This window comes from Catenovulum sediminis (assembly GCF_007289895.1).
GTDB lineage: Bacteria > Pseudomonadota > Gammaproteobacteria > Enterobacterales > Alteromonadaceae > Catenovulum > Catenovulum sediminis.
In genome coordinates this window covers 1,613,660-1,633,064 of sequence record NZ_CP041660.1, presented here as the reverse complement: position 1 = coordinate 1,633,064, position 19,405 = coordinate 1,613,660, and the positions used below count along the sequence as shown (strand labels likewise).

17 protein-coding genes are annotated in these 19,405 nt (G+C 40.7%); 4 read left to right on the top strand and 13 right to left on the bottom strand.

The window, feature by feature from the left end:
• Nucleotides 1-95: 95 nt before the first annotated feature.
• Together ssb and FNT16_RS06625 are read right to left on the bottom strand one after the other, a co-directional pair.
• A complete protein-coding gene (gene ssb / locus FNT16_RS06630; protein WP_143870826.1) occupies nt 96-680 on the bottom strand; it encodes a single-stranded DNA-binding protein in 585 nt (194 codons plus the stop codon).
• Nucleotides 681-689: 9 nt separating this feature from the next.
• Nucleotides 690-2,066, bottom strand: a complete 1,377-nt coding sequence (locus FNT16_RS06625) for an MFS transporter (protein WP_143870824.1) — start codon at nt 2,064-2,066, stop codon at nt 690-692.
• Between the two features lie 167 nt (nt 2,067-2,233).
• Between FNT16_RS06625 and uvrA the strand changes: the two genes are divergently transcribed.
• Nucleotides 2,234-5,062: an excinuclease ABC subunit UvrA gene (uvrA, locus tag FNT16_RS06620; RefSeq protein ID WP_143870822.1), complete on the top strand. Its 2,829-nt coding sequence runs from the start codon at nt 2,234-2,236 to the stop codon at nt 5,060-5,062.
• 71 nt (nt 5,063-5,133) lie between these two features.
• Here uvrA and rpe read toward each other — a convergent pair whose 3' ends face one another.
• Nucleotides 5,134-5,808 carry a ribulose-phosphate 3-epimerase gene (gene rpe / locus FNT16_RS06615; RefSeq protein ID WP_143870820.1) on the bottom strand — a complete coding sequence of 225 codons (675 nt, stop codon included), beginning with the start codon at nt 5,806-5,808 and terminating at the stop codon, nt 5,134-5,136.
• 410 nt (nt 5,809-6,218) lie between these two features.
• Here rpe and FNT16_RS06610 point away from each other — a divergent pair, with 410 nt between their 5' ends.
• Together FNT16_RS06610 and FNT16_RS06605 are read left to right on the top strand one after the other, a co-directional pair.
• Complete coding sequence (locus FNT16_RS06610) at nt 6,219-6,887, top strand: TorF family putative porin (RefSeq protein ID WP_143870819.1); 669 nt, start codon at nt 6,219-6,221, stop codon at nt 6,885-6,887.
• Nucleotides 6,888-6,993: 106 nt separating this feature from the next.
• Entirely contained in the window at nt 6,994-7,164 is a 171-nt protein-coding gene (locus FNT16_RS06605) for a DUF2970 domain-containing protein (RefSeq protein ID WP_143870818.1), read from the top strand.
• Here the strand turns inward: FNT16_RS06605 and FNT16_RS06600 are convergent.
• The 9 genes from FNT16_RS06600 to FNT16_RS06560 all read right to left on the bottom strand — a co-directional run bounded on the left by FNT16_RS06600 (nt 7,139) and on the right by FNT16_RS06560 (nt 16,046).
• A complete protein-coding gene (locus tag FNT16_RS06600) occupies nt 7,139-8,017 on the bottom strand; it encodes a Dam family site-specific DNA-(adenine-N6)-methyltransferase (RefSeq protein WP_143870816.1) in 879 nt (292 codons plus the stop codon). The two genes, FNT16_RS06605 and FNT16_RS06600, sit on opposite strands and share 26 nt — an antisense overlap.
• Nucleotides 8,007-9,395: an SPOR domain-containing protein gene (locus FNT16_RS06595; protein ID WP_143870815.1), complete on the bottom strand. Its 1,389-nt coding sequence runs from the start codon at nt 9,393-9,395 to the stop codon at nt 8,007-8,009. The genes FNT16_RS06600 and FNT16_RS06595 overlap by 11 nt, the downstream gene beginning before the upstream one ends.
• 15 nt (nt 9,396-9,410) lie before the next feature.
• Entirely contained in the window at nt 9,411-10,484 is a 1,074-nt protein-coding gene (gene aroB / locus FNT16_RS06590) for a 3-dehydroquinate synthase (RefSeq protein ID WP_143870813.1), read from the bottom strand.
• Nucleotides 10,485-10,490: 6 nt separating this feature from the next.
• Nucleotides 10,491-11,006: a shikimate kinase AroK gene (gene aroK / locus FNT16_RS06585; protein ID WP_143870811.1), complete on the bottom strand. Its 516-nt coding sequence runs from the start codon at nt 11,004-11,006 to the stop codon at nt 10,491-10,493.
• A gap of 195 nt (nt 11,007-11,201) precedes the next feature.
• Complete coding sequence (locus FNT16_RS06580) at nt 11,202-13,241, bottom strand: type IV pilus secretin PilQ (protein ID WP_143870810.1); 2,040 nt, start codon at nt 13,239-13,241, stop codon at nt 11,202-11,204.
• A 1-nt stretch (nt 13,242) separates the two neighbouring features.
• The gene (locus tag FNT16_RS06575; protein ID WP_143870808.1) at nt 13,243-13,782 is read right to left on the bottom strand and encodes a pilus assembly protein PilP; all 540 of its coding nucleotides are present in this window, start codon (nt 13,780-13,782) and stop codon (nt 13,243-13,245) included.
• Nucleotides 13,775-14,389 carry a type IV pilus inner membrane component PilO gene (locus FNT16_RS06570; RefSeq protein WP_246072413.1) on the bottom strand — a complete coding sequence of 205 codons (615 nt, stop codon included), beginning with the start codon at nt 14,387-14,389 and terminating at the stop codon, nt 13,775-13,777. The genes FNT16_RS06575 and FNT16_RS06570 overlap by 8 nt, the downstream gene beginning before the upstream one ends.
• Nucleotides 14,389-14,970: a PilN domain-containing protein gene (locus tag FNT16_RS06565; RefSeq protein ID WP_143870806.1), complete on the bottom strand. Its 582-nt coding sequence runs from the start codon at nt 14,968-14,970 to the stop codon at nt 14,389-14,391. Before FNT16_RS06565 ends, FNT16_RS06570 begins: the two co-directional genes overlap by 1 nt.
• Nucleotides 14,958-16,046: a pilus assembly protein PilM gene (locus FNT16_RS06560; RefSeq protein ID WP_143870805.1), complete on the bottom strand. Its 1,089-nt coding sequence runs from the start codon at nt 16,044-16,046 to the stop codon at nt 14,958-14,960. Before FNT16_RS06560 ends, FNT16_RS06565 begins: the two co-directional genes overlap by 13 nt.
• 138 nt (nt 16,047-16,184) lie before the next feature.
• On the opposite strand from FNT16_RS06560, the gene FNT16_RS06555 reads away from it, so the two are divergent.
• A complete protein-coding gene (locus FNT16_RS06555; RefSeq protein WP_221935066.1) occupies nt 16,185-18,686 on the top strand; it encodes a penicillin-binding protein 1A in 2,502 nt (833 codons plus the stop codon).
• Here the strand turns inward: FNT16_RS06555 and yihA are convergent.
• Nucleotides 18,669-19,283, bottom strand: a complete 615-nt coding sequence (yihA, locus tag FNT16_RS06550) for a ribosome biogenesis GTP-binding protein YihA/YsxC (RefSeq protein ID WP_143870804.1) — start codon at nt 19,281-19,283, stop codon at nt 18,669-18,671. The two genes, FNT16_RS06555 and yihA, sit on opposite strands and share 18 nt — an antisense overlap.
• Nucleotides 19,284-19,405: the final 122 nt, after the last annotated feature.

Here is a 19,405-nt window from a genome sequence, read left to right as displayed (position 1 = left end):
ACCCAGCTCTGAGGCTGGGTTGATAGATTTATTTCAATTAACCAGTATCTTATTAGACACTTCTAACAGATATCCTTTTATCCTTTAGTAAGGGCTCAGAACGGAATATCATCATCAAAATCTAAATTTGGCTCAGCTGGCGGTGCTGCTTGAGGCGCTGGCGCGGGTCTATTTTGAGCGGGTTGCTGCGGTGGAGCCTGATTATATTGAGGCTGTGCTGCAGGTTGCTGATAGCTCTGCTGAGGCGCTTGTTGCTGAGGTTGATTTTGATTGTATTGTGGTTGCTGCGCTTGTGGTTGCTGGTAACCACCACCCTGTCCTGCATTATCAGAGCGTCTATCCAACATTTGCATGCTGCCGTTAATATCCACCACAATTTCAGTTGAATATCTGTCTTGACCTTGTTGATCTTGCCACTTACGCGTTTGCAATTTACCTTCAATATATACTTGTGAACCTTTGCGTAAATATTCACCCGCTATTTCTGCCAACTTGCCAAAAATAACGATTCTGTGCCATTCAGTTTTTTCCTGCATTTGGCCAGAGTTTCTGTCTTTCCAACTTTCAGAAGTTGCTAAGGTTAGGTTGGCTACCGCATTGCCATTAGGCATATAACGTACTTCAGGATCTTGTCCTAAATTACCAACTAAAATTACTTTGTTTATGCCGCGAGACGCCATGAATTTCTCCTAACTATTTTTAACATGTTGGCCAAGGCACATATTTAGCGCGTCTTGGTCCAGTTGTTTAGGTAATATCTTTAAGTATGCCAGTTGTTCTTCTACAATCACAACCGCTTCTTCAACCCCTTTAATTTGGGTTAGTTTTTGTGCAATTTGTTCCGCCATTTGATGGTTTTCTACCTGCACAGAGACAACTTTCGGTTTTGTTTTAACCGGTAAAACAAGCTTTTGGCTGATGGCTAACCATGGAACCACTATAGCTGCAGATGCTAATAGCACACCAGTCGCATTAAATTGCTGCAATAATACGCCACCAAATACTCCACCACAAAATGCACCGGCAAACTGACACGTAGAGAACATGCCCATAGCAGAGCCTTTTTGCCCAGCCGGTGCCAGTCGGCTAACCCAAGCCGGTAAATTCGCTTCAAGATAATTAAATGCGGCAAAAAATACAATCAGTGCAGATAATAAACCAACCCCTTGATCACCAAATAACCAAATCAGTGCCATTGCAAAAGCGAGTAAAACAATCGCGAATTTAAACATAAAGGTTTCGCGTTTACTTTTGATGGCCCAAATTAGCATAGGTGCCATTAATACAAATGATGCTAATAAGGCTGGAAAATATAACATCCAATGGCTTTGCGATTGAAAACCGGCACTGACCAGCAAGCCAGGAACAACCACAAATAAACAGGTTAATTGTAAATGTAAAAAGAATACACCCACATTTAATTTTTGCAGTTGCGGATTTTTAGCCAAAGCTTTTAATTGCCCAGGGACCGCAATAGCATCGCGATTTGTCGCTTTTGAAACCGTATCGGGTACAGTCAGTAAGACCAATAAAATACCCAATACAGCCAACACTGCGGTAAATGCAAAAATTCCGCTTAGCCCCACTTTTTCTGCCAGTAACGGACCCAATACCATAGCCGCGGCAAACGACAGCCCAATGCACATGCCAATTACGGCCATCACTTTAGAGCGTTGCTCTTCGCGCGTTAAATCTGCGGCCAACGCCAATACTGCGCTCGCTATCGCCCCAGTACCTTGCAAAAAGCGGCCAACCGCCACCCAATAAACATGATCAGCATACGCCGCTATCACGCTACCTATCGCAAATAAACATAAGCCCAACAAAATAACCGGTTTACGCCCAATTTTATCAGACAGCAAACCCATAGGAATTTGCAACACAGCTTGCGTTAAACCATACGCGCCAATAATCAAACCGATCCAAAGAGGAGAAATACCTTCTAATTGCTGTCCATAAACAGCCATGACTGGCATGATCATAAACAAGCCAAGCATGCGTAAGCTAAAAATACCTGCAAGTATGGCGGCAATTTTCTTTTCGTATTGAGTAAGCGTTTCTGACATAAAAAAACAACAAATTGAACAAAAATTTTAGCTGGCAAGTATAACATGGCATCACATAAACGTACTGTATAATTAAACAGATTTTTGTTTTGCCAAATTAAAATTATGCGATACTGTAGATCATTACAGTGGTTTAGTAAAATTAGATATCAAATTTCAGGTCTGCTATGGATAAAATAGAAGTTAGAGGCGCTCGCACGCACAATTTAAAAAATGTTGATTTAACTCTGCCACGAGACAAATTGATCGTGATTACAGGCTTGTCTGGCTCAGGTAAATCATCACTGGCGTTTGACACCTTATATGCAGAAGGACAGCGAAGATATGTTGAATCTTTATCTGCCTATGCCCGTCAGTTTTTATCTTTGATGGAAAAACCCGATGTAGATCATATTGAAGGTCTTTCGCCGGCGATTTCAATTGAGCAAAAATCAACCTCTCATAATCCAAGATCGACCGTCGGTACCATTACTGAGGTTTATGATTATCTACGTTTGCTATTTGCTCGAGTCGGTGAACCTAGATGTCCAACTCATCAGCAACCCTTAGCCGCACAAACGATAAGCCAAATGGTTGACCAAGTTATTGCTTTACCCGATGGTGAAAAATTAATGCTGCTTGCACCTATTGTAAAAAACCGTAAGGGCGAGCACATCAAAATTTTCGAAAGCTTAGCTGCACAGGGTTTTATTCGAGCACGGGTAAACGGCGAAATATGCGACTTAAGCGATCCGCCAACGCTAGAGCTGCATAAAAAACATACGATTGAAGTGGTGGTCGACAGATTCAAAGTTAGAGCAGATATTCAAACCCGACTCGCCGAGTCTTTTGAAACCGCACTGGAACTTGCCAATGGTGTTGCAGTGATTGCGTGGATGGATGATTCCACAAAATCTGAAATGGTATTTTCTGCTAACTTCTCTTGTACTCAGTGTGGGTATAGCATGCAGGAAGTTGAACCCAGAATCTTTTCATTTAATAGCCCATCCGGTGCATGTGGTACTTGTGATGGCTTAGGTGTCAAACAGTATTTTGATCCTGACAGAATTGTACAGAACCCCGAACTGAGTTTGGCCGGCGGTGCCATTAAAGGCTGGGATAAACGCAGCTTTTATTATTTCCAGATGCTCAAAACCGTTGCTGAGCATTATCACTTTGATGTAAATCAAGCATGGCAGAAACTAGATGCCGAACAGCAAAAAGTTGTGTTGTATGGCACAGGAAAAACTTCACTGTCATTTGATTACATGAATGACAGGGGCGATATTATTCGCCGTAATCATCCATTTGAAGGGATTATTCCTAATATGGAGCGCCGCTATCGGGAAACCGAATCTAACTCGGTGCGCGAAGATATGATTAAGTATCTTAATAACCAGCCATGTCCATCTTGTCATGGCTCAAGGCTGCGAGAAGAAGCGCGCAACGTATTTATCAATGATGCCAACTTGCCCAGCATCACTGATTTATCAATTGAACAGACTGCAGACTTTTTCACACAATTAAAACTTGAGGGTCAGCGTGCTCAAATAGCTGACAAAATATTAAAAGAAATTAACGACAGACTCGGTTTCTTAGTTAATGTGGGTTTAAATTATTTAACTTTATCGCGCAGTGCTGAAACACTGTCAGGTGGGGAAGCGCAGCGTATTCGGTTGGCCAGTCAAATCGGTGCAGGTTTAGTTGGTGTCATGTATGTTTTGGATGAACCGTCAATAGGCTTGCATCAACGAGATAACGAACGTTTACTTGGCACCTTGAATCACTTACGCGATCTGGGCAATACGGTTATCGTGGTTGAGCACGACGAAGATGCCATCCGAGAAGCAGATTATATTCTTGATATAGGCCCGGGAGCGGGTGTTCATGGTGGTCAAATTGTCGCCCAGGGAAGTATTGAAGACATCAAAAATAGTAAAGACTCACTTACTGGTCAGTACTTGTCTGGAAAAAGAGAAATCAGCATCCCCAGCAAACGCCAGCAAGCAGGCGATGAATGGCTAGAACTAAAAGGCGCCAGTGGCAATAATTTAAAAAATGTTGATCTAAAGATCCCGACTAAATTATTAACTTGTATCACAGGCGTATCGGGTTCAGGTAAATCTACTTTAATCAATGATACTTTATTTAGTCTAGCGCAAACCCATCTCAATAAAGCAACGACCAATAAACCCGCACCATACAAAAGTATTGATGGTTTTCAATACTTAGATAAAGTTGTTGATATTGATCAAAGCCCAATCGGTCGAACGCCTCGCTCAAACCCAGCGACTTACACCGGCATTTTCACCCCAATCAGAGAGTTGTTTGCAGCAACACAAGAAGCGCGCTCTCGCGGTTATAAACCCGGACGATTTAGTTTTAATGTAAAAGGGGGACGCTGTGAAGCTTGTCAGGGGGACGGTTTAATAAAAGTGGAAATGCATTTTTTACCTGATGTTTATGTCCCTTGTGATGTCTGTAAAAGTAAAAGGTATAATCGCGAAACACTGGAAATTAAATATAAAGGCAAGTCAATTGATGAAGTACTGCAACTGACAGTTGAAGATGCAAGAGCCTTTTTTGATGCTGTACCGGCCATTTCTCGTAAACTCCAAACCCTAATGGATGTAGGTTTAAGTTACATTCGCTTAGGGCAAGCGGCGACGACCTTATCCGGTGGCGAAGCGCAAAGGGTAAAGCTGGCGCGTGAGTTATCAAAACGCGATACAGGAAAAACCCTATATATTCTTGATGAACCCACAACAGGGCTACACTTTTATGATATCGAACAATTACTGAACGTTATTCATAGACTACGCGATCATGGCAATACCGTGGTGGTCATCGAACATAACTTAGATGTGATAAAAACCGCAGACTGGATTGTCGATTTAGGCCCTGAAGGCGGCGACGGGGGAGGCGAAATTCTGTTTAGTGGCCCGCCTGAAGCACTGGTTAAAGTTGAAAAGTCTCATACCGCAAGGTTTTTAGCACCTATGCTAAAGCGTTCATAACCGAGAATTTAAAACGTTTTTAATAAGAAACGAGCACCTGTAAAATATTTAAGGTGCTCGCTATTGTTGATTTATTTACTCGCGTTTGCCAACTGCTGCCGCATTTCATCAATCGCGACTTTATAATTTTCAGCACCGAAAATCGCAGTCCCTGCCACAAACATATCCGCACCTGCTGCCGCAACTTCCGCAATATTGTTGGTTTTCACACCACCGTCAACTTCAATACGGGTATTTAAACCTAACTCATCAATTCGTTTTCTGAGTTGGCGAATTTTATCCAAGGTATATGGAATAAACGACTGTCCGCCAAACCCTGGATTAACAGACATAAAGAGCACAAAATCTAAACTCGGTAAGACATAATCAAGCACGCTCAAAGGCGTTGCTGGATTTAAAACCAGACCCGCTTTTATCCCTCTGGATTTAATCAATCCAATCGATCTGTCTACATGTTTACTGGCTTCTGGATGAAAACTAATATAAGCGGCACCCGCATCAGCGAATTGTTCAATCAATGCATCAACAGGCTCAACCATTAGGTGCACATCAAAGTCTGCTTTAATACCGTATTTTTTTAACGCTTGTAAAACAGCAGGTCCAAATGTCAGGTTTGGGACATAATGATTGTCCATCACATCAAAATGAATAATATCAGCCCCTGCGTCTACTACATTTTGCACTTCTTCCCCTAAACGTGCCAGATCAGCAGCGAGTATAGAGGGGGCGATTAAATAAGAATTCATATCTAAACCTGTTTGAGTTAACTATTGAGAATTGTGCTGTATTTTACACAGCATCGAGACCGAGACCAACAATTAGCAAAATTTCATAATAAAAATACTTAACATTCATATGTTAAATAAAACCTAAAAAGATGCAAAAAAATAGTATGCTTTATAAAAACCTGGGTAAATTGCACCATGTGAATACAGAAATACAACGCTTTGCATCAATATGGTTCACAGACTGTAGTCATTTTGCCAAATAAGTGCTATAAACTGGCAGCGCAGTTCAGGCAAAAAAGCACAAACACCCTTAGTTTATGGTGATTTGAAACTTTTTTTAACGGAATGATGAAAGTAGGCACAGGGGTTGCAATTACTCTTGGAGCACATTTAGCAAATTGAAAAAAATCCAGTTTGGGAGAACTAGCATGAAAAAAACTTTACTTGTAGCTTCAATTTTAGGCGCTGTTTCAACAATGGCTTCAACTTCAGCAGTAGCTGTTGAAGGTTTATCTGCAAACGCAGCTGTCACGTCTAACTACTACTGGCGTGGTATGACTCAAAACGGAGATCAAGCAGCTGTATCTGGTGGCATTGATTATGCGGACGCTTCAGGTTTCTACGCTGGTGTATGGACATCAAACGTCGACTTCGCAGCTTCTGAAGTAGACTTTTACGCAGGTTTTTCTGGTGAAGCTGAAGGTTTTGCATATGATGTAGGTTATGTATATTTTGCATACCCTAAAAAATCAGCGATCCCTGCTGGTTCATCAACCGATTTAGACTTTGGTGAAATCTATGCAAGCGTATCTTTCGATGCATTAACTTTAGGTATCGCTGTATTGGCTAATGCTGAAGCAGATGGCGCAAGCTTTGGTGATTCAACTTATATCTCAGCTGACTATGCGGTAGAGGTTGCTGACGGTTTAGAAGCAGCTTTCCATATCGGTTCATATGACGGTGATTTCGCTGTCGAAGGTATCGATATTGGTGCTAGCATTTCAAAAGATGGCTTCACATTTGGTGTTGTAGAGTCAGATCGTGATGGTCAAAGCCTTGGTTACTATGTTTCTTACGCTGTAGACTTCGATCTATAATTATCATTGTTTAAACAATTTTAATTAGCCTAAAAAGCCTGCATTTGCAGGCTTTTTTGTTTTTGCCATTATACTTTTTAATACAATACAAAAATGGCTTAGACAAATGAGATATTTAAAAGCAGTGTTGGCGGCATTGATAGGCATTCAAAGCGAGAAAAACAGACGAGATGACTTTTCACAGCCCTCACCTTTTGGTTACATTGTAGTCGGTATTGTTACAGTTATCTGTTTTTTAATCTTACTAATGCTTATTGTTCGCTGGGTTGTGAGTTAGTCGGTTTATGTTTTATTTTATTTGCTTTATACAAGGCCAAAACTTCTTTCACAGCCCGTCGGTTGTTAACATTTTGACTAATCACCCGAGCAACTTTGGTTGATTTGATACGTGCATGTTGATAAAGCGTGCGGCTAAACGGTGTATCATGGTTACTGATCAATACCGTGTTGCGCCCTTCAATAGAGAGTTCGTTTGCGGTTGAGGCTAATCTTTGTTGATCATTATGGTTAAAGCCCGCACCAGAATATTGGGTAAATTTAGCAGTTTCACTTAAGCTAACATAAGGTGGATCACAATAAATCACAGCATTAAGTGGTGCAGAGCGCATACTTTCTTCAAAATCCAGCAATGTAAATTCTGCTTTTTGTGCTTTGCGGGCAAAAAAATACATTTCATGTTCTGGAAAATAAGGTTTTACATAACGCCCGAACGGCACGTTGAACTTACCAGACAAGTTATAGCGACACAAACCATTGTAGCCATGCCGATTTAAGTAAGTAAACAGCACTGAACGCCGGTAGCTATCCGCTTCCTGATTAAACTCTTCCCGTATTGCATAAAATGCATCTTCTGTATTGTACTGACTTTGGTAAAGTTTCGCGCAATCACCAATTAAAGCTTCAGGCTGGGCTTTTAAATGGCGATATAAATTGATGAGATCTGGGTTGATGTCATTCAGTATGTATTTTTTATAATCGGAGTTTAAGAATACAGATCCAGCCCCAACAAAAGGTTCTACCAGCGTATCACTGCGCTTAGGTAGCAAATCAATAATAGACTCAACTAGATTATATTTTCCACCGGCCCATTTTAAAAAGGCGCGTTGTTTTTTTACTTTATCAATTTTCACGAATACTCTTTTGTATAGCCGAGACAGGTTTTGCAAATGCACCTTTATTTGTAAGCTCTGCGGGTAAATTCGCTAAAGCTATTCTTAAGTCTTTTATATTATCAAAAACACCAAAAGTTACGCCAAAGCGCTGCTGAAAATGATACACCTTGGTTTTGTCGGCTAATTGATTGTCTTGCAAATATTCTTTTAACAAAGACTCTGAACTTAATAAGCTTAGTTGAATGACATACTTGGATGGCTCTTGTTGTAAAAACCAAGCGTTGTCATAATCGTACCTTTTTCGAGCGTCAGATACCATCTTTTCAGGCTTTTGCACTGGATTTTGTGCCATGTTCTGGTCTGTTGGTTGAGCAAACTGCTCATCCGTATTTTTTTCATCCGATGTCAGGTTGTTATCGATATGCGCTGGCTCTTGCGGATTTGTATTGAGTGGAGCCGACAGTTCATTTTCTATGGTGGTTAACGCTTCACCGTTGCCTGTTTTAACTGAAGAATCGGATAGTTTTGTACTCTTTACTGTACCCTTTACTGTACTCTTTACTGTACTCTTTACTGTACTCTTTACTGTACTGTTTTTGGTATTGGTTGTTGTGTTAGTTGTGGTGTTAATTGGCTTATCAGATTGTTTCTCGCGTGCAAAATATTCAGCTGCAGTCATATTATTTTGTTCAGCTAAATCTTCTATCTGTTGAATTTTCTTAGAAACTTTATCGGATACACCTTCTTCTGCTACTGTTTCGACTTGTCCACTGGATAAATCTTGCGTTGCTGATGCTGCCTGCTCAAGCTGTTGATTATGCTCGCTTGATGGATTGGCAACCAAAAGGTACCAGACAAGAAATGCTAAAGCACACGATAACAAACCGAGCGCTGAAAAAACCGGCCACTTTTTCCGAGCCTTTGTTTTTCCTTGATTTTCAACTTCAAATTTTGATGCGAGCGGACCAACTAAAGATGCCTTTACATTTTGCGCTGAAAGCTTCTCTAATGCGATATACGCATCTTTTGCAGTAAGTTCAAGAACAACCCTAAAACTCAGACCATAAACAGATATACAAGCGATGAGTTCCAATAAAATAGCATTATTGGGCACACCTTTAATTACAATTAAAAACGGCTTGTCTCGCAATCCAAATAATTTAATTTGCTCGACTAAGGGTAATTGAGGATCATGCAGTGGATTATCAAACAAATGACGAACAATAGAAGAGCGAATGGCTTGAGGATTGTCAGAATTAGGTTGATAACTAACCGCAAACTCGTTTTGTAGCTCATCAAGCTGCCTAACTAATGGCTGATTAACTGCGCTATACAAAACAATCGCATTAACATAAAGCAAGTTATGTAGCAGACGCTCGTTAACGTTCGCCTTCATGTTAATGCCTTTGGATTATTTTAAAACAAGTTCCAGCTCTTGAGCTGTCAGGTCATCCATAATTTCACAATGACCTATTTCGGTTGGGATAATAAAACGCATCACGCTATTCTGCACTTTTTTATCTCGCTTCATATGCTTCACAAAATCAGCTGTTTGCATTGATTCTGGCTTTTTGGTTGGTAAGTCGTAACTGGCGATAGTATTCACTATTTCCTGATAATCATCCTCACTGAGGTACCCTCTCAGCTCAGCTACTTTTGCGGCGATAACCATACCGGCTGCCACGGCTTCACCATGTAACCAGACACCGTAGCCTTGCTCGGCTTCAATTGCATGACCGAATGTATGGCCTAAATTTAATAGGGCTCTAGCCCCTTTTTCTGTTTCATCAGCAGCCACTATTTCGGCTTTGATTTGACAACATCGTTTAATCACCGTCACCAAAGATTTCTCATCTAGCGCAGTTATTAGTGATTTATCATCAATCAAGCTTTGCCAAAAAGAGCGGTCAAAAACAATGCCGTATTTCAACACTTCAGCCATACCAGCTGCAAATTCTCGAGCCGGTAAAGTAGACAAGGTTTGAGTATCAATCACCACGGCTTGAGGCTGTTTGAATGCCCCAATCATATTTTTGCCTAATGGATGATTGACCGCTGTTTTACCACCGACAGAAGAGTCAACCTGAGCCAATAATGTGGTAGGTACTTGCACAAAGTCAACGCCACGCTGATAACAGGCCGCAACAAAACCAACCAAATCACCCACAACGCCACCACCCAAAGCAACTAGGGTGATATCGCGACCACAGTTGTTTTCTAATAGAAAGCTGTTTAACTTCTCAAAGTATTCTAACGATTTATACTGTTCACCATCGGGCAATTGAAAACTGAGCAAATCAAAATTACTCAATGTACTTTCCAATTCAGCAAGGTAAAGCGGCGCAACTGTTTCATTCGTCACAATAACAACTTTCTTGCCCCGAATAAGACGCTCAAACAAGGCCTGGTCTTTTAACAAACCTTGCCCTATTACGATGGGATAACTTCGAGTATCTAAACTAACTTCTATTTCAGAAACGTGCATCGCTAACTAAAATCCTAATCTATCTATAATTTCGCGCGCCACAACTTTAGCACTTTGATTATCGGTTTTTACAACCAAATCAGCGATTTCTTCATACAGTGGATTTCTAGATTCAGCTAAGTTCTCTAAGATTTCCTGAGGTTCGCCATTTTGTAATAACGGACGGCGCTTATCACGCGCAGTTCTGGCAACCTGCTTTTCAATAGTCGTTTCTAAATAGACAACAAACCCTCGTGCAGACAAGCGATTTCGGGTTTCTTTACTAATAATAGACCCGCCACCTGTTGCCAATACAATTCCTTGTTTTTCTGTCAGGTCAAAAATCACTTTTTCTTCTCGTACACGAAAACCAGCTTCACCCTCGACATCAAAAACCCAAGCGATATCAGCACCTGTACGGCGCTCGATTTCTGCATCTGAGTCATAAAAATCGAGATGAAGCTCCTGAGCTAATTGTCGACCTATGGTACTTTTACCGGCCCCCATTGGGCCTATAAGGAATATATTACGTTTTTCAGCCATTTTAATTCTTACACATCTATTAGTTAAGTTGCTCCGAAAATCCAAGTGTTCTTTAAAAAAGAGCGGCGATTATCCCAAGATTCAACACTCAAAAGCAAGTAAAGGATAACAAATTGACGATATTGCCCTCAAATAGTCAAACTAATATGAGGGCAAGCGTTACAATTTCAATGCTAGTTGCAAAGATCTCCGTATTTATAGCTTTTCAGTGACGATTCTCGGTGTCACAAAAATTAACAATTCCTTTTTCTCATTAAATTCTGTTGTTGTTTTGAACAGTCGTCCCAAATATGGGATATCTCCCAATAAAGGCACTTTTTTCTCACTAGATACCATTTGCTGTTGATAAATACCACCTAAAACAATGGTTTCACCATTGTCGACCAGTACCTGCGTACCAATTTCTTGCGTATCAATCGCCACAGCAGAACCCGTTGGGGTCGCTACTGTATCACCCCGAGTATCCTGAGTAATTACCAAATCCAAAATTATTTTGTTATCTGGGGTTATTTGTGGCGTTACTTCTAAGCTCAAGACGGCTTTTTTAAAGGTGACCGCAGTCGCCCCGCTGGACGAAGCCTGTACAAAGGGAATTTCTGTACCTTGTTCTATATACGCTGTTTTTTGATTGGCGGTTGTAATTCGAGGGCTGGCAATAATTTCACCTTTGTTTTCGGTTTCTAAGGCGGTCAATTCTAGATCCAATATTGTGCCATCATCTAATTTAGCGATACTAAAACCGATGCTGCCAGCGGGTGAAGTCACTGGTAAATTGACATTTAACCTATCGGTTATCGACGGTATCGTACCGTTTGCGATACTGGTTGCGCCATTTAACGAACCAGATACACCATCTGAATTTTGCTGGTCGCTAAATCCCCAACGTACGCCCAGCTCTTCTGACAAATTATCATTGACGGTCACGATACGTGATTCTATCGTAACTTGTTTTACTGGGACATCCAGTATTGAAACCAGTTTTTTAATGTTTTCAATACCTTTAGCAGTATCCCGAATAAGCAAAGTATTTGTTCTTTCATCAACCGAGACTGAACCTCTATCAGATAACATATTGGCTTTATCGCCGGTTAACATCGCAACGAGTGCTGAAGCTTTTGCGTAATTAACTTGAATAAACTCAGAATATAATGGAGATAGCTGATCGACTTGTTTTTTGGCTTCTAACTCTTTCGCTTCACGCGCTGTAATTTCATCACTTGGCGCAACCAATAAGATAGTGCCTTCCATTCGTTTATCTAGGCCTTTCACCTTTAGAATAATGTCTAAAGCCTGATCCCAGGGAACACCGTCTAGCCTAAGTGTCACATTCCCACTCACCGAATCACTAGTAACTAAGTTAAAGCCATTATAATCTGCGATAATCTGCAATACGGTTCTGACTTCAATATCTTGGAAGTTTAAGGAGATCGGCGCCCCTTCATATTTTTCAGTAGCAAGTAACCCCCCTTGCACCGAGTCTTCTTCTATTTCTAAGGTGAAGATATTATCCAATTGCTGATATTGGTAAGTAAAAGGCTTATTGGTTTTAATCTCTATACGGGTTTGAGTGCGACCTTTGTGAGTTTCGACTGAATCAACAATTGTACCAAAGTCGGTAACGTCCATTTTGTATAAAAGATCAGGCAGAATATCGGTATTGTGGAAAGCGACAATAATTTTGTCTTGCTTTTCTTGTACATCAACTGCCGCCATGCTGCTTTGGAGAAAAACTAAAACACGTCCGCTGTCATTTTTGCCATGGCGAAAATCTAATGCTTGAATCTTGTTCAAAAATGCTTCTTTAGTTTGTTTTTTATTGAAGCCTGCATTATCTGAAACATGTACATAAAAACGCTCTCCTTCAATACGAGTTTGATACACTTTAAGAGAATCAAGCAATATGTTTATGCGTATGCTCTCGTCGATATATTCAATTTTTACTTGCTCTACACCCGCGATATTAATTGGTATTTCAGCTAGGTAGTTTTCAAAATCCGCATCATCGATGTCAATTTGAATACGAGAGGGGTTATTAAGCACCTGAATATTGGGTTCGGTTTGCAGCTTTTGATCGAATACAAATTCCAGTTCCGTTTCACCTGCCATAATCGGATTATATTTAACTTCATACAAGACCGACATTGCAAAGGTTTTTACGGGTAGCAGCAAACACAACACCCATAATAATCGAAATAAATTTGTATTTACCTGTGTTATTTTATTTATTATTGTCATCTTACTTACTTCCCAAATTTGTTTCTGCATCCAATATCGTTATTTCTGCTTTTCTGACTTCCCAACAACCAGTTCCATCTGGCACCATTTCTTCTAAATGAATGTGTTCTGTGGTTATTTTAACAATTCGACCATGAAACAACCCCATGTAGTTGCCAATACCTAGCCGGTATAAAGAACCATCTGAAGCTGAGGCTAAAGCAAATAAATTACTTTTATTGCCCATAGTACCGCGCATCTGAATATTATCCAGCGGGAACTTTTCCAATGGCTCTTTCGTGCGCCGAAAATTAGGCTGAATACAGTCTAAATTATGACTTAACTTGTCTTGGATAAGCTCTGGTTCGGGTTCTACAAACGGGCTGCGCATGCCACTTGCTGCATATTCAAAACTTTCAAACTCTTCTACTTTTGGTATCGGCTCTATTGAAGGCTGAGTTGTATTTTTAGTCTGTTCGGTAAACGCTTGCAAATCAGTAATGTCACTACCACAACCTGACAATAAAAATATAATGCAAATATAAGATAGCACCCTATTCATCAGCACCTACCTCATTCCCTTTATAACGATACGTTTTGGCGAGTAAACTAAGTTCTAATACATCACTACCGCGATTTTCAATATTAAAATTGTGCAGTGTAACAATTCTGGGTAGTGCTGCCACGCGCCCTAAAAATTCACCAAACTCGTGGTAACCACCAACTACTTCAAGTCTTAACGGTAACTCAGTATAAAATTCCCGCTCAATTTCATCTTCCCAATTTATTTTTTTAAATGATAAACCACTGGTGGTACCAACATATGTAATATCATCCAACAACCCCGGTGTTTCACTTTCTGTCGGTAGCCGCTTTAAGAGCTCTGAGAAATCTTTTTCCATTTGCGTCATTTGCTCTTTGTACGCGTCAGCATTAATTGCAACCTGATATTTCGCTTGGAATTGCGTTTTAAGAGTCGACTCCAAAGAAGTAACTTTCTGATAGTGTTCAATCTTGTCACTTATTAACAAGTGGTAACATAAAAATGCAACCAACACAGCCAATATCGCAGCAACAATAATTTTTACCGCTTTTGGCCACGCGCCCATGTTGTTAACATCAAGTTCAAGCTCACTTAAGTCACTTAAATCAATATTTTTCCAATCCACTATGGTGCTCCCTGCTCTTCTTCTCTGCGTAACCCAGCTGCTTGAATGCGCACAGACATACTAAAATCACTCAGTACCCGGGCAGTTTGCTCTGTGTTTGCAGCAACAATAGCATTTAGCACAGGAGCCTCCAACAAATATGAGGCATCAACTTGCCGCATCATAGTTGAGACTCGGTTATTAGATTCACTCTTGCCTTTTAGTGTTACTTTACTATCTGATTTTTGTAAATTAACCAAATAAATACCGGGTGGCACAACTTTGACTAATTCATCCATTATTTGCGCACCTAAATTACGATTTCTCTGTAAATCAGCAATCAATTCCATCCTTTGTTCAAGATTAGCACGCATTGATTTTAGCTCTTTAATTTCTTTTATTTTTGAGTCTAATACAGCAATCTCATTACGCAGATATTGATTGCGAGTTTCCTGATTATCAATTAGAGCATTGTAATATGCATTGACTGTCATCATTAAAGCGATGGCAAACAAAGCAGATAAAGCCAATACAACGACATATTCTTTCTGTTTACGTTGTTTAGCCTCTTCGCGCCATGGGAGTAGGTTTATATGTGGCATAGCTCAAAACTCCTCATCGCTAGTCCTGCCGCTATCATAAAAGCGGCACTTGCAGGCTGAATTTTTTCGCTTCCCAGTGAAGCGGCTAATGCCTCTTTATCTGCGGTATGGAAAGGGTCTGCTATTACGCAGTGCAAGCCCAACTCATCTTCTATCACTTGTTGTAAACCTTCAACTAACGCTGTTCCGCCAGAAATAATCAAATAATCAATTTTCTCCTCTGCGCTCGAGGTTAAAAACATCTGAATAGCGCGTCTTATTTGCTGGATAACTGCGGTCTGAAAGGGCGCTAATACTTCAAAGGTATAGTTAGGCGGTAAATCCAAGGTCAGTTTAGCCATTTCGGCTTCTTCATAGGATTTATTGTAATAATTTATAATATTTTTGGTATAAGCATCGCCGCCAAAAGACTGGTCTCGAGTATAAAGAATTGACTCACCTCGAATTACCGACATAAGCGTCATATTCGCCCCAATATCGACTAGTCCGACCAATTTGTCACGGCAGTCTTCCGGTAACTGAGGTAAACATAATTGCGCAGCTCGAGCAAGCGCGTATGCTTCAACATCCATCACTTTAGGTTTAAAGCCACCTAACTCCAATGCCGAAACGCGTGCTTCCACACTTTCCGTTCTGGCTGCACTTAGCAATACGTCGACCTTGCCCGGATCGGCACTGTTCACCCCAATCCGTTCGAAATCTAGACTGACTTCTTCGATCGGGTACGGTATCAAGCTATCAGCTTCAATTTCGATTTGCGTTGCTAATTCTTCATCGGAAAAATTCACATCCATGAATACCGTTTTACTAATGACTGTAGAGCCAGAAATGGCGACCGCAACCTCTTTGGTTTGCTTGGGGAACTTCTTCCTCAAACGAGATAAAACCTTTCCAACGGCTTCGATGTCCTGTAAATCACGCTCATTCATCGCACCTTTAGGCATGCCTTCCGAGGCATATTGCAAAAGTTTGAGCTGATCGTCTGTTTTTTCAAACAGCACAGCCTTTACTGCATAAGAACCGATATCGATACCAATCAGCAAAGTGTCTTTTTTTTCAAAGATTTCCTTAAACATAAAACAACCACATACTTGTTATTATTTTCTCCGCAATGCAATAATAGTGAAAAAAGGATTTCTCTTTAATCATTATATTGTCTCTAATTACTGATAATATCCACTATCAAACTGAACTACCAGAAGTTTTAATACTTGGTGAACTTTGTGAAAAAATTTTTCGTATTTTTGTTATATTTTTTTGTTATTGGTGCCTTTATTGCCGGCGCATCAATTTTTGGGCTGTATTATCACTTAAAAGATGAATTACCATCTGTCGATACCCTGAAAGATGTCGAATTCCAAACACCGATGAAAGTATATTCGTCGGATGGCAAGCTGATATCGCAATTTGGTGAAAAACGAAGAATTCCGCTTAGCTTCGAACAAATCCCGCAGCCTTTAATCGATACCCTGTTAGCGACCGAGGATGCTCGATTTTACGCACACAATGGTGTCGATATCATCGGTATTTTTAGAGCAGCTTTTACAGTATTGACGAGTGGCTCGAAAAAGCAAGGTGCAAGCACGATAACCATGCAAGTTGCACGTGGATTTTTCTTAAACCGAGACAAAACATATATTCGAAAAATAAAAGAAATATTTATCGCTCTACATATTGAACAAACATTGAGCAAAGAAGAAATTTTAACTTTATACATAAATAAAGTTGAATTAGGTTATCGCGCTTTTGGCTTTGGTGCGGCTGCTGAAGTGTATTACGGAAAAAGTTTAGACCAATTAGATATTGCACAATTTGCAATGTTAACAGGCTTGTTAAAAGCACCGACGGCCTACAATCCTTTGCGCAATCCAGAACGCGCAATATTTCGTCGAAATACGGTTTTATGGCGCCTAAAAGAAACTGGGCACTTAGACGAGATTCAATACCAAGACGCTATCAACAAACCACTAACGGCGAAATATCACGGAGCAAAGATTGAGTTAGACAGCCCTTACATCGCTGAAATGGTTCGTCAAGAAATGGTTGACAAATATGGTTTGGAAGATGCGTACACCAAAGGCTATCAGGTTTATACAACGGTCAACTCAGATGCGCAAAGAGCGGCTGAATATGCTTTGAGAAATAATTTGCACAACTATGATGAACGTCATGGCTATCGCGGCCCAGTAGATGTTTTATGGCTACCCAGCGAAATCCCCTGGTCACAAAATGAAATTCAAAAAAGGTTAGCGCAAACCAGTGATTTTGGTTTTCTCCAGCATGCTGTCGTGGCATCTATTGATCCGCAACAGCAAACCGCTAACATTATTTTAAAAGACAATCAACGTGCGCTCATCGACTGGGATGGGGTAAAATGGGCAAGACCTTATATTGATGACGATAGCCAAGGCCCCGCCCCACAAACGATAGAAGAGGTCATTGCCGAAGGCCAACTTATTAATGTCCGTAAAATGGAGAATGGTCAATGGCAATTAAGTCAACTTCCAGATGCAGCAGCAGCCCTTGTAGCGCTCAATCCCAATGATGGTGCCGTAGTATCTCTAATAGGAGGTTATGACTTTAGACAAAGTGAATTTAACCGCGTAACGCAAGCCAAAAGGCAAGTTGGCTCCAACATCAAACCCTTTATTTATTCAGCCGCCTTAGAGCATGGTTTTACCCTAGCCAGCATTATTAATGATGCGCCGATAAATCAGTGGGATCGTAGACAAGGTACTGTTTGGAGACCACAAAACTCTCCTCCTGTTTATGATGGTCCGACACGCATGAGAACCGCACTGGCTAAATCAAAAAACGTGATATCAGTTCGCTTATTGCGTGCTGTCGGTATTGATAATGTCGTCAACCATCTCACTAAATTTGGCTTTTCTCCATATGATTTACCAAAAAATGAATCCTTAGCGTTAGGTTCAGCTTCCTTTACACCGATGGAATTGGTCAGTGCATTTAGTGCATTTGAAAATGGCGGTTTTGTTGTAGAACCCTATATTATTGAAAGAGTTGAAACACCTGAAGGTGAAATTATATTTAAAGCCGAGCCCAAAATCGCGTGTCTTGACTGCCTGTATAACGACGATTCCGACAAGCTGGAAGATATCAAATTAGCGCAGCAAGCCATTAGCGAACAAAACGCATTTTTAATTGCCGAAGCGATGAAAAGCACCATTTGGGGTGGCGGCAATTGGAATAAGGGTACCGGTTGGAATGGAACAGGCTGGCGAGCCAGAGTTTTGAAAAGAGATGATATTGGCGGTAAAACGGGTACCACGAACGAAGCGAAAGACACTTGGTTTAGTGGGTATGCGACAAATATCGTGGTGACTTCTTGGGTTGGATTTGACGATCCATCCAGAGCGCTGGGTGCCACGTCACCGAATCCAAATCTAGGTAAAGATCAGGTATTCGGTAAAGAGTTTGGTGCGCAAACAGCATTACCAGCGTGGATTGATTATTTAAAAGTTGTCTTGCAAAATGAGCCAGAACAAACCAAACACATTCCTTCCGATATTGTGACTGTACGTATCGACAGTGAGAGCGGAAAACGGACCAATAAAACAGACCACACGGCATTGTTTGAATACTTTGTCAGTGGCACTGAACCGAAAAACTATGTGGAATATGATCCAATGCCAGAGGTTTTGAACGCTGAAAAAGCGGGTGAAGTGAATGAAGTGGAACTAGAGCAAATCTTCTGATTTGCTCACTTCAAACCAGTCATCTAATTTTTGAGTGAGCTGTTTGACGCCCGTGCCTTTTAACGAAGAAAACAGTTCAACACTCACATCACCGCAAAACGCTAAGCTTGCTTCACGAATTTGCTTAAGCGTAGCATTGCGCGCGCCCTGTTTTAGTTTATCCGCTTTAGTTAACAAAACTAACACAGGTAACTGGCTGTCTACAGCCCAATAAATTAGATCTTGATCTAAGTCTTTCATCGGGTGTCGAATATCCATTAATACCACCAATCCCACTAAGCATTCGCGCTTTTGTAGATATTCACCCAAAGATTTTTGCCACTTTTCTTTAACCGCTAAAGGCACTTTTGCAAAACCGTAACCGGGTAGGTCTACCAACCGTCGCTCGTCATCCAATGAAAATACGTTAATAAGCTGAGTTCGCCCAGGTGTTTTACTGGTCCGCGCAAGGCCTTTCTGCGCTGTTAATGTATTTAATGCACTGGATTTCCCCGCATTAGAACGCCCAGCAAATGCAACTTCATAACCTGAATCTTCCGATAAAGCTTCGATGCTTGGGGCACTTATTAGAAATTTAGCAGTATGATAATTAACCACACATTTACTCCTCTGAAATTTATTCGTAGTCTAACGGTTATTGACAATAATTTCAGTCAGCTATTTTGCTATTTTATTGGCAAATGCACTTATATAGGTCAAACTATAACTAGAATAGATAA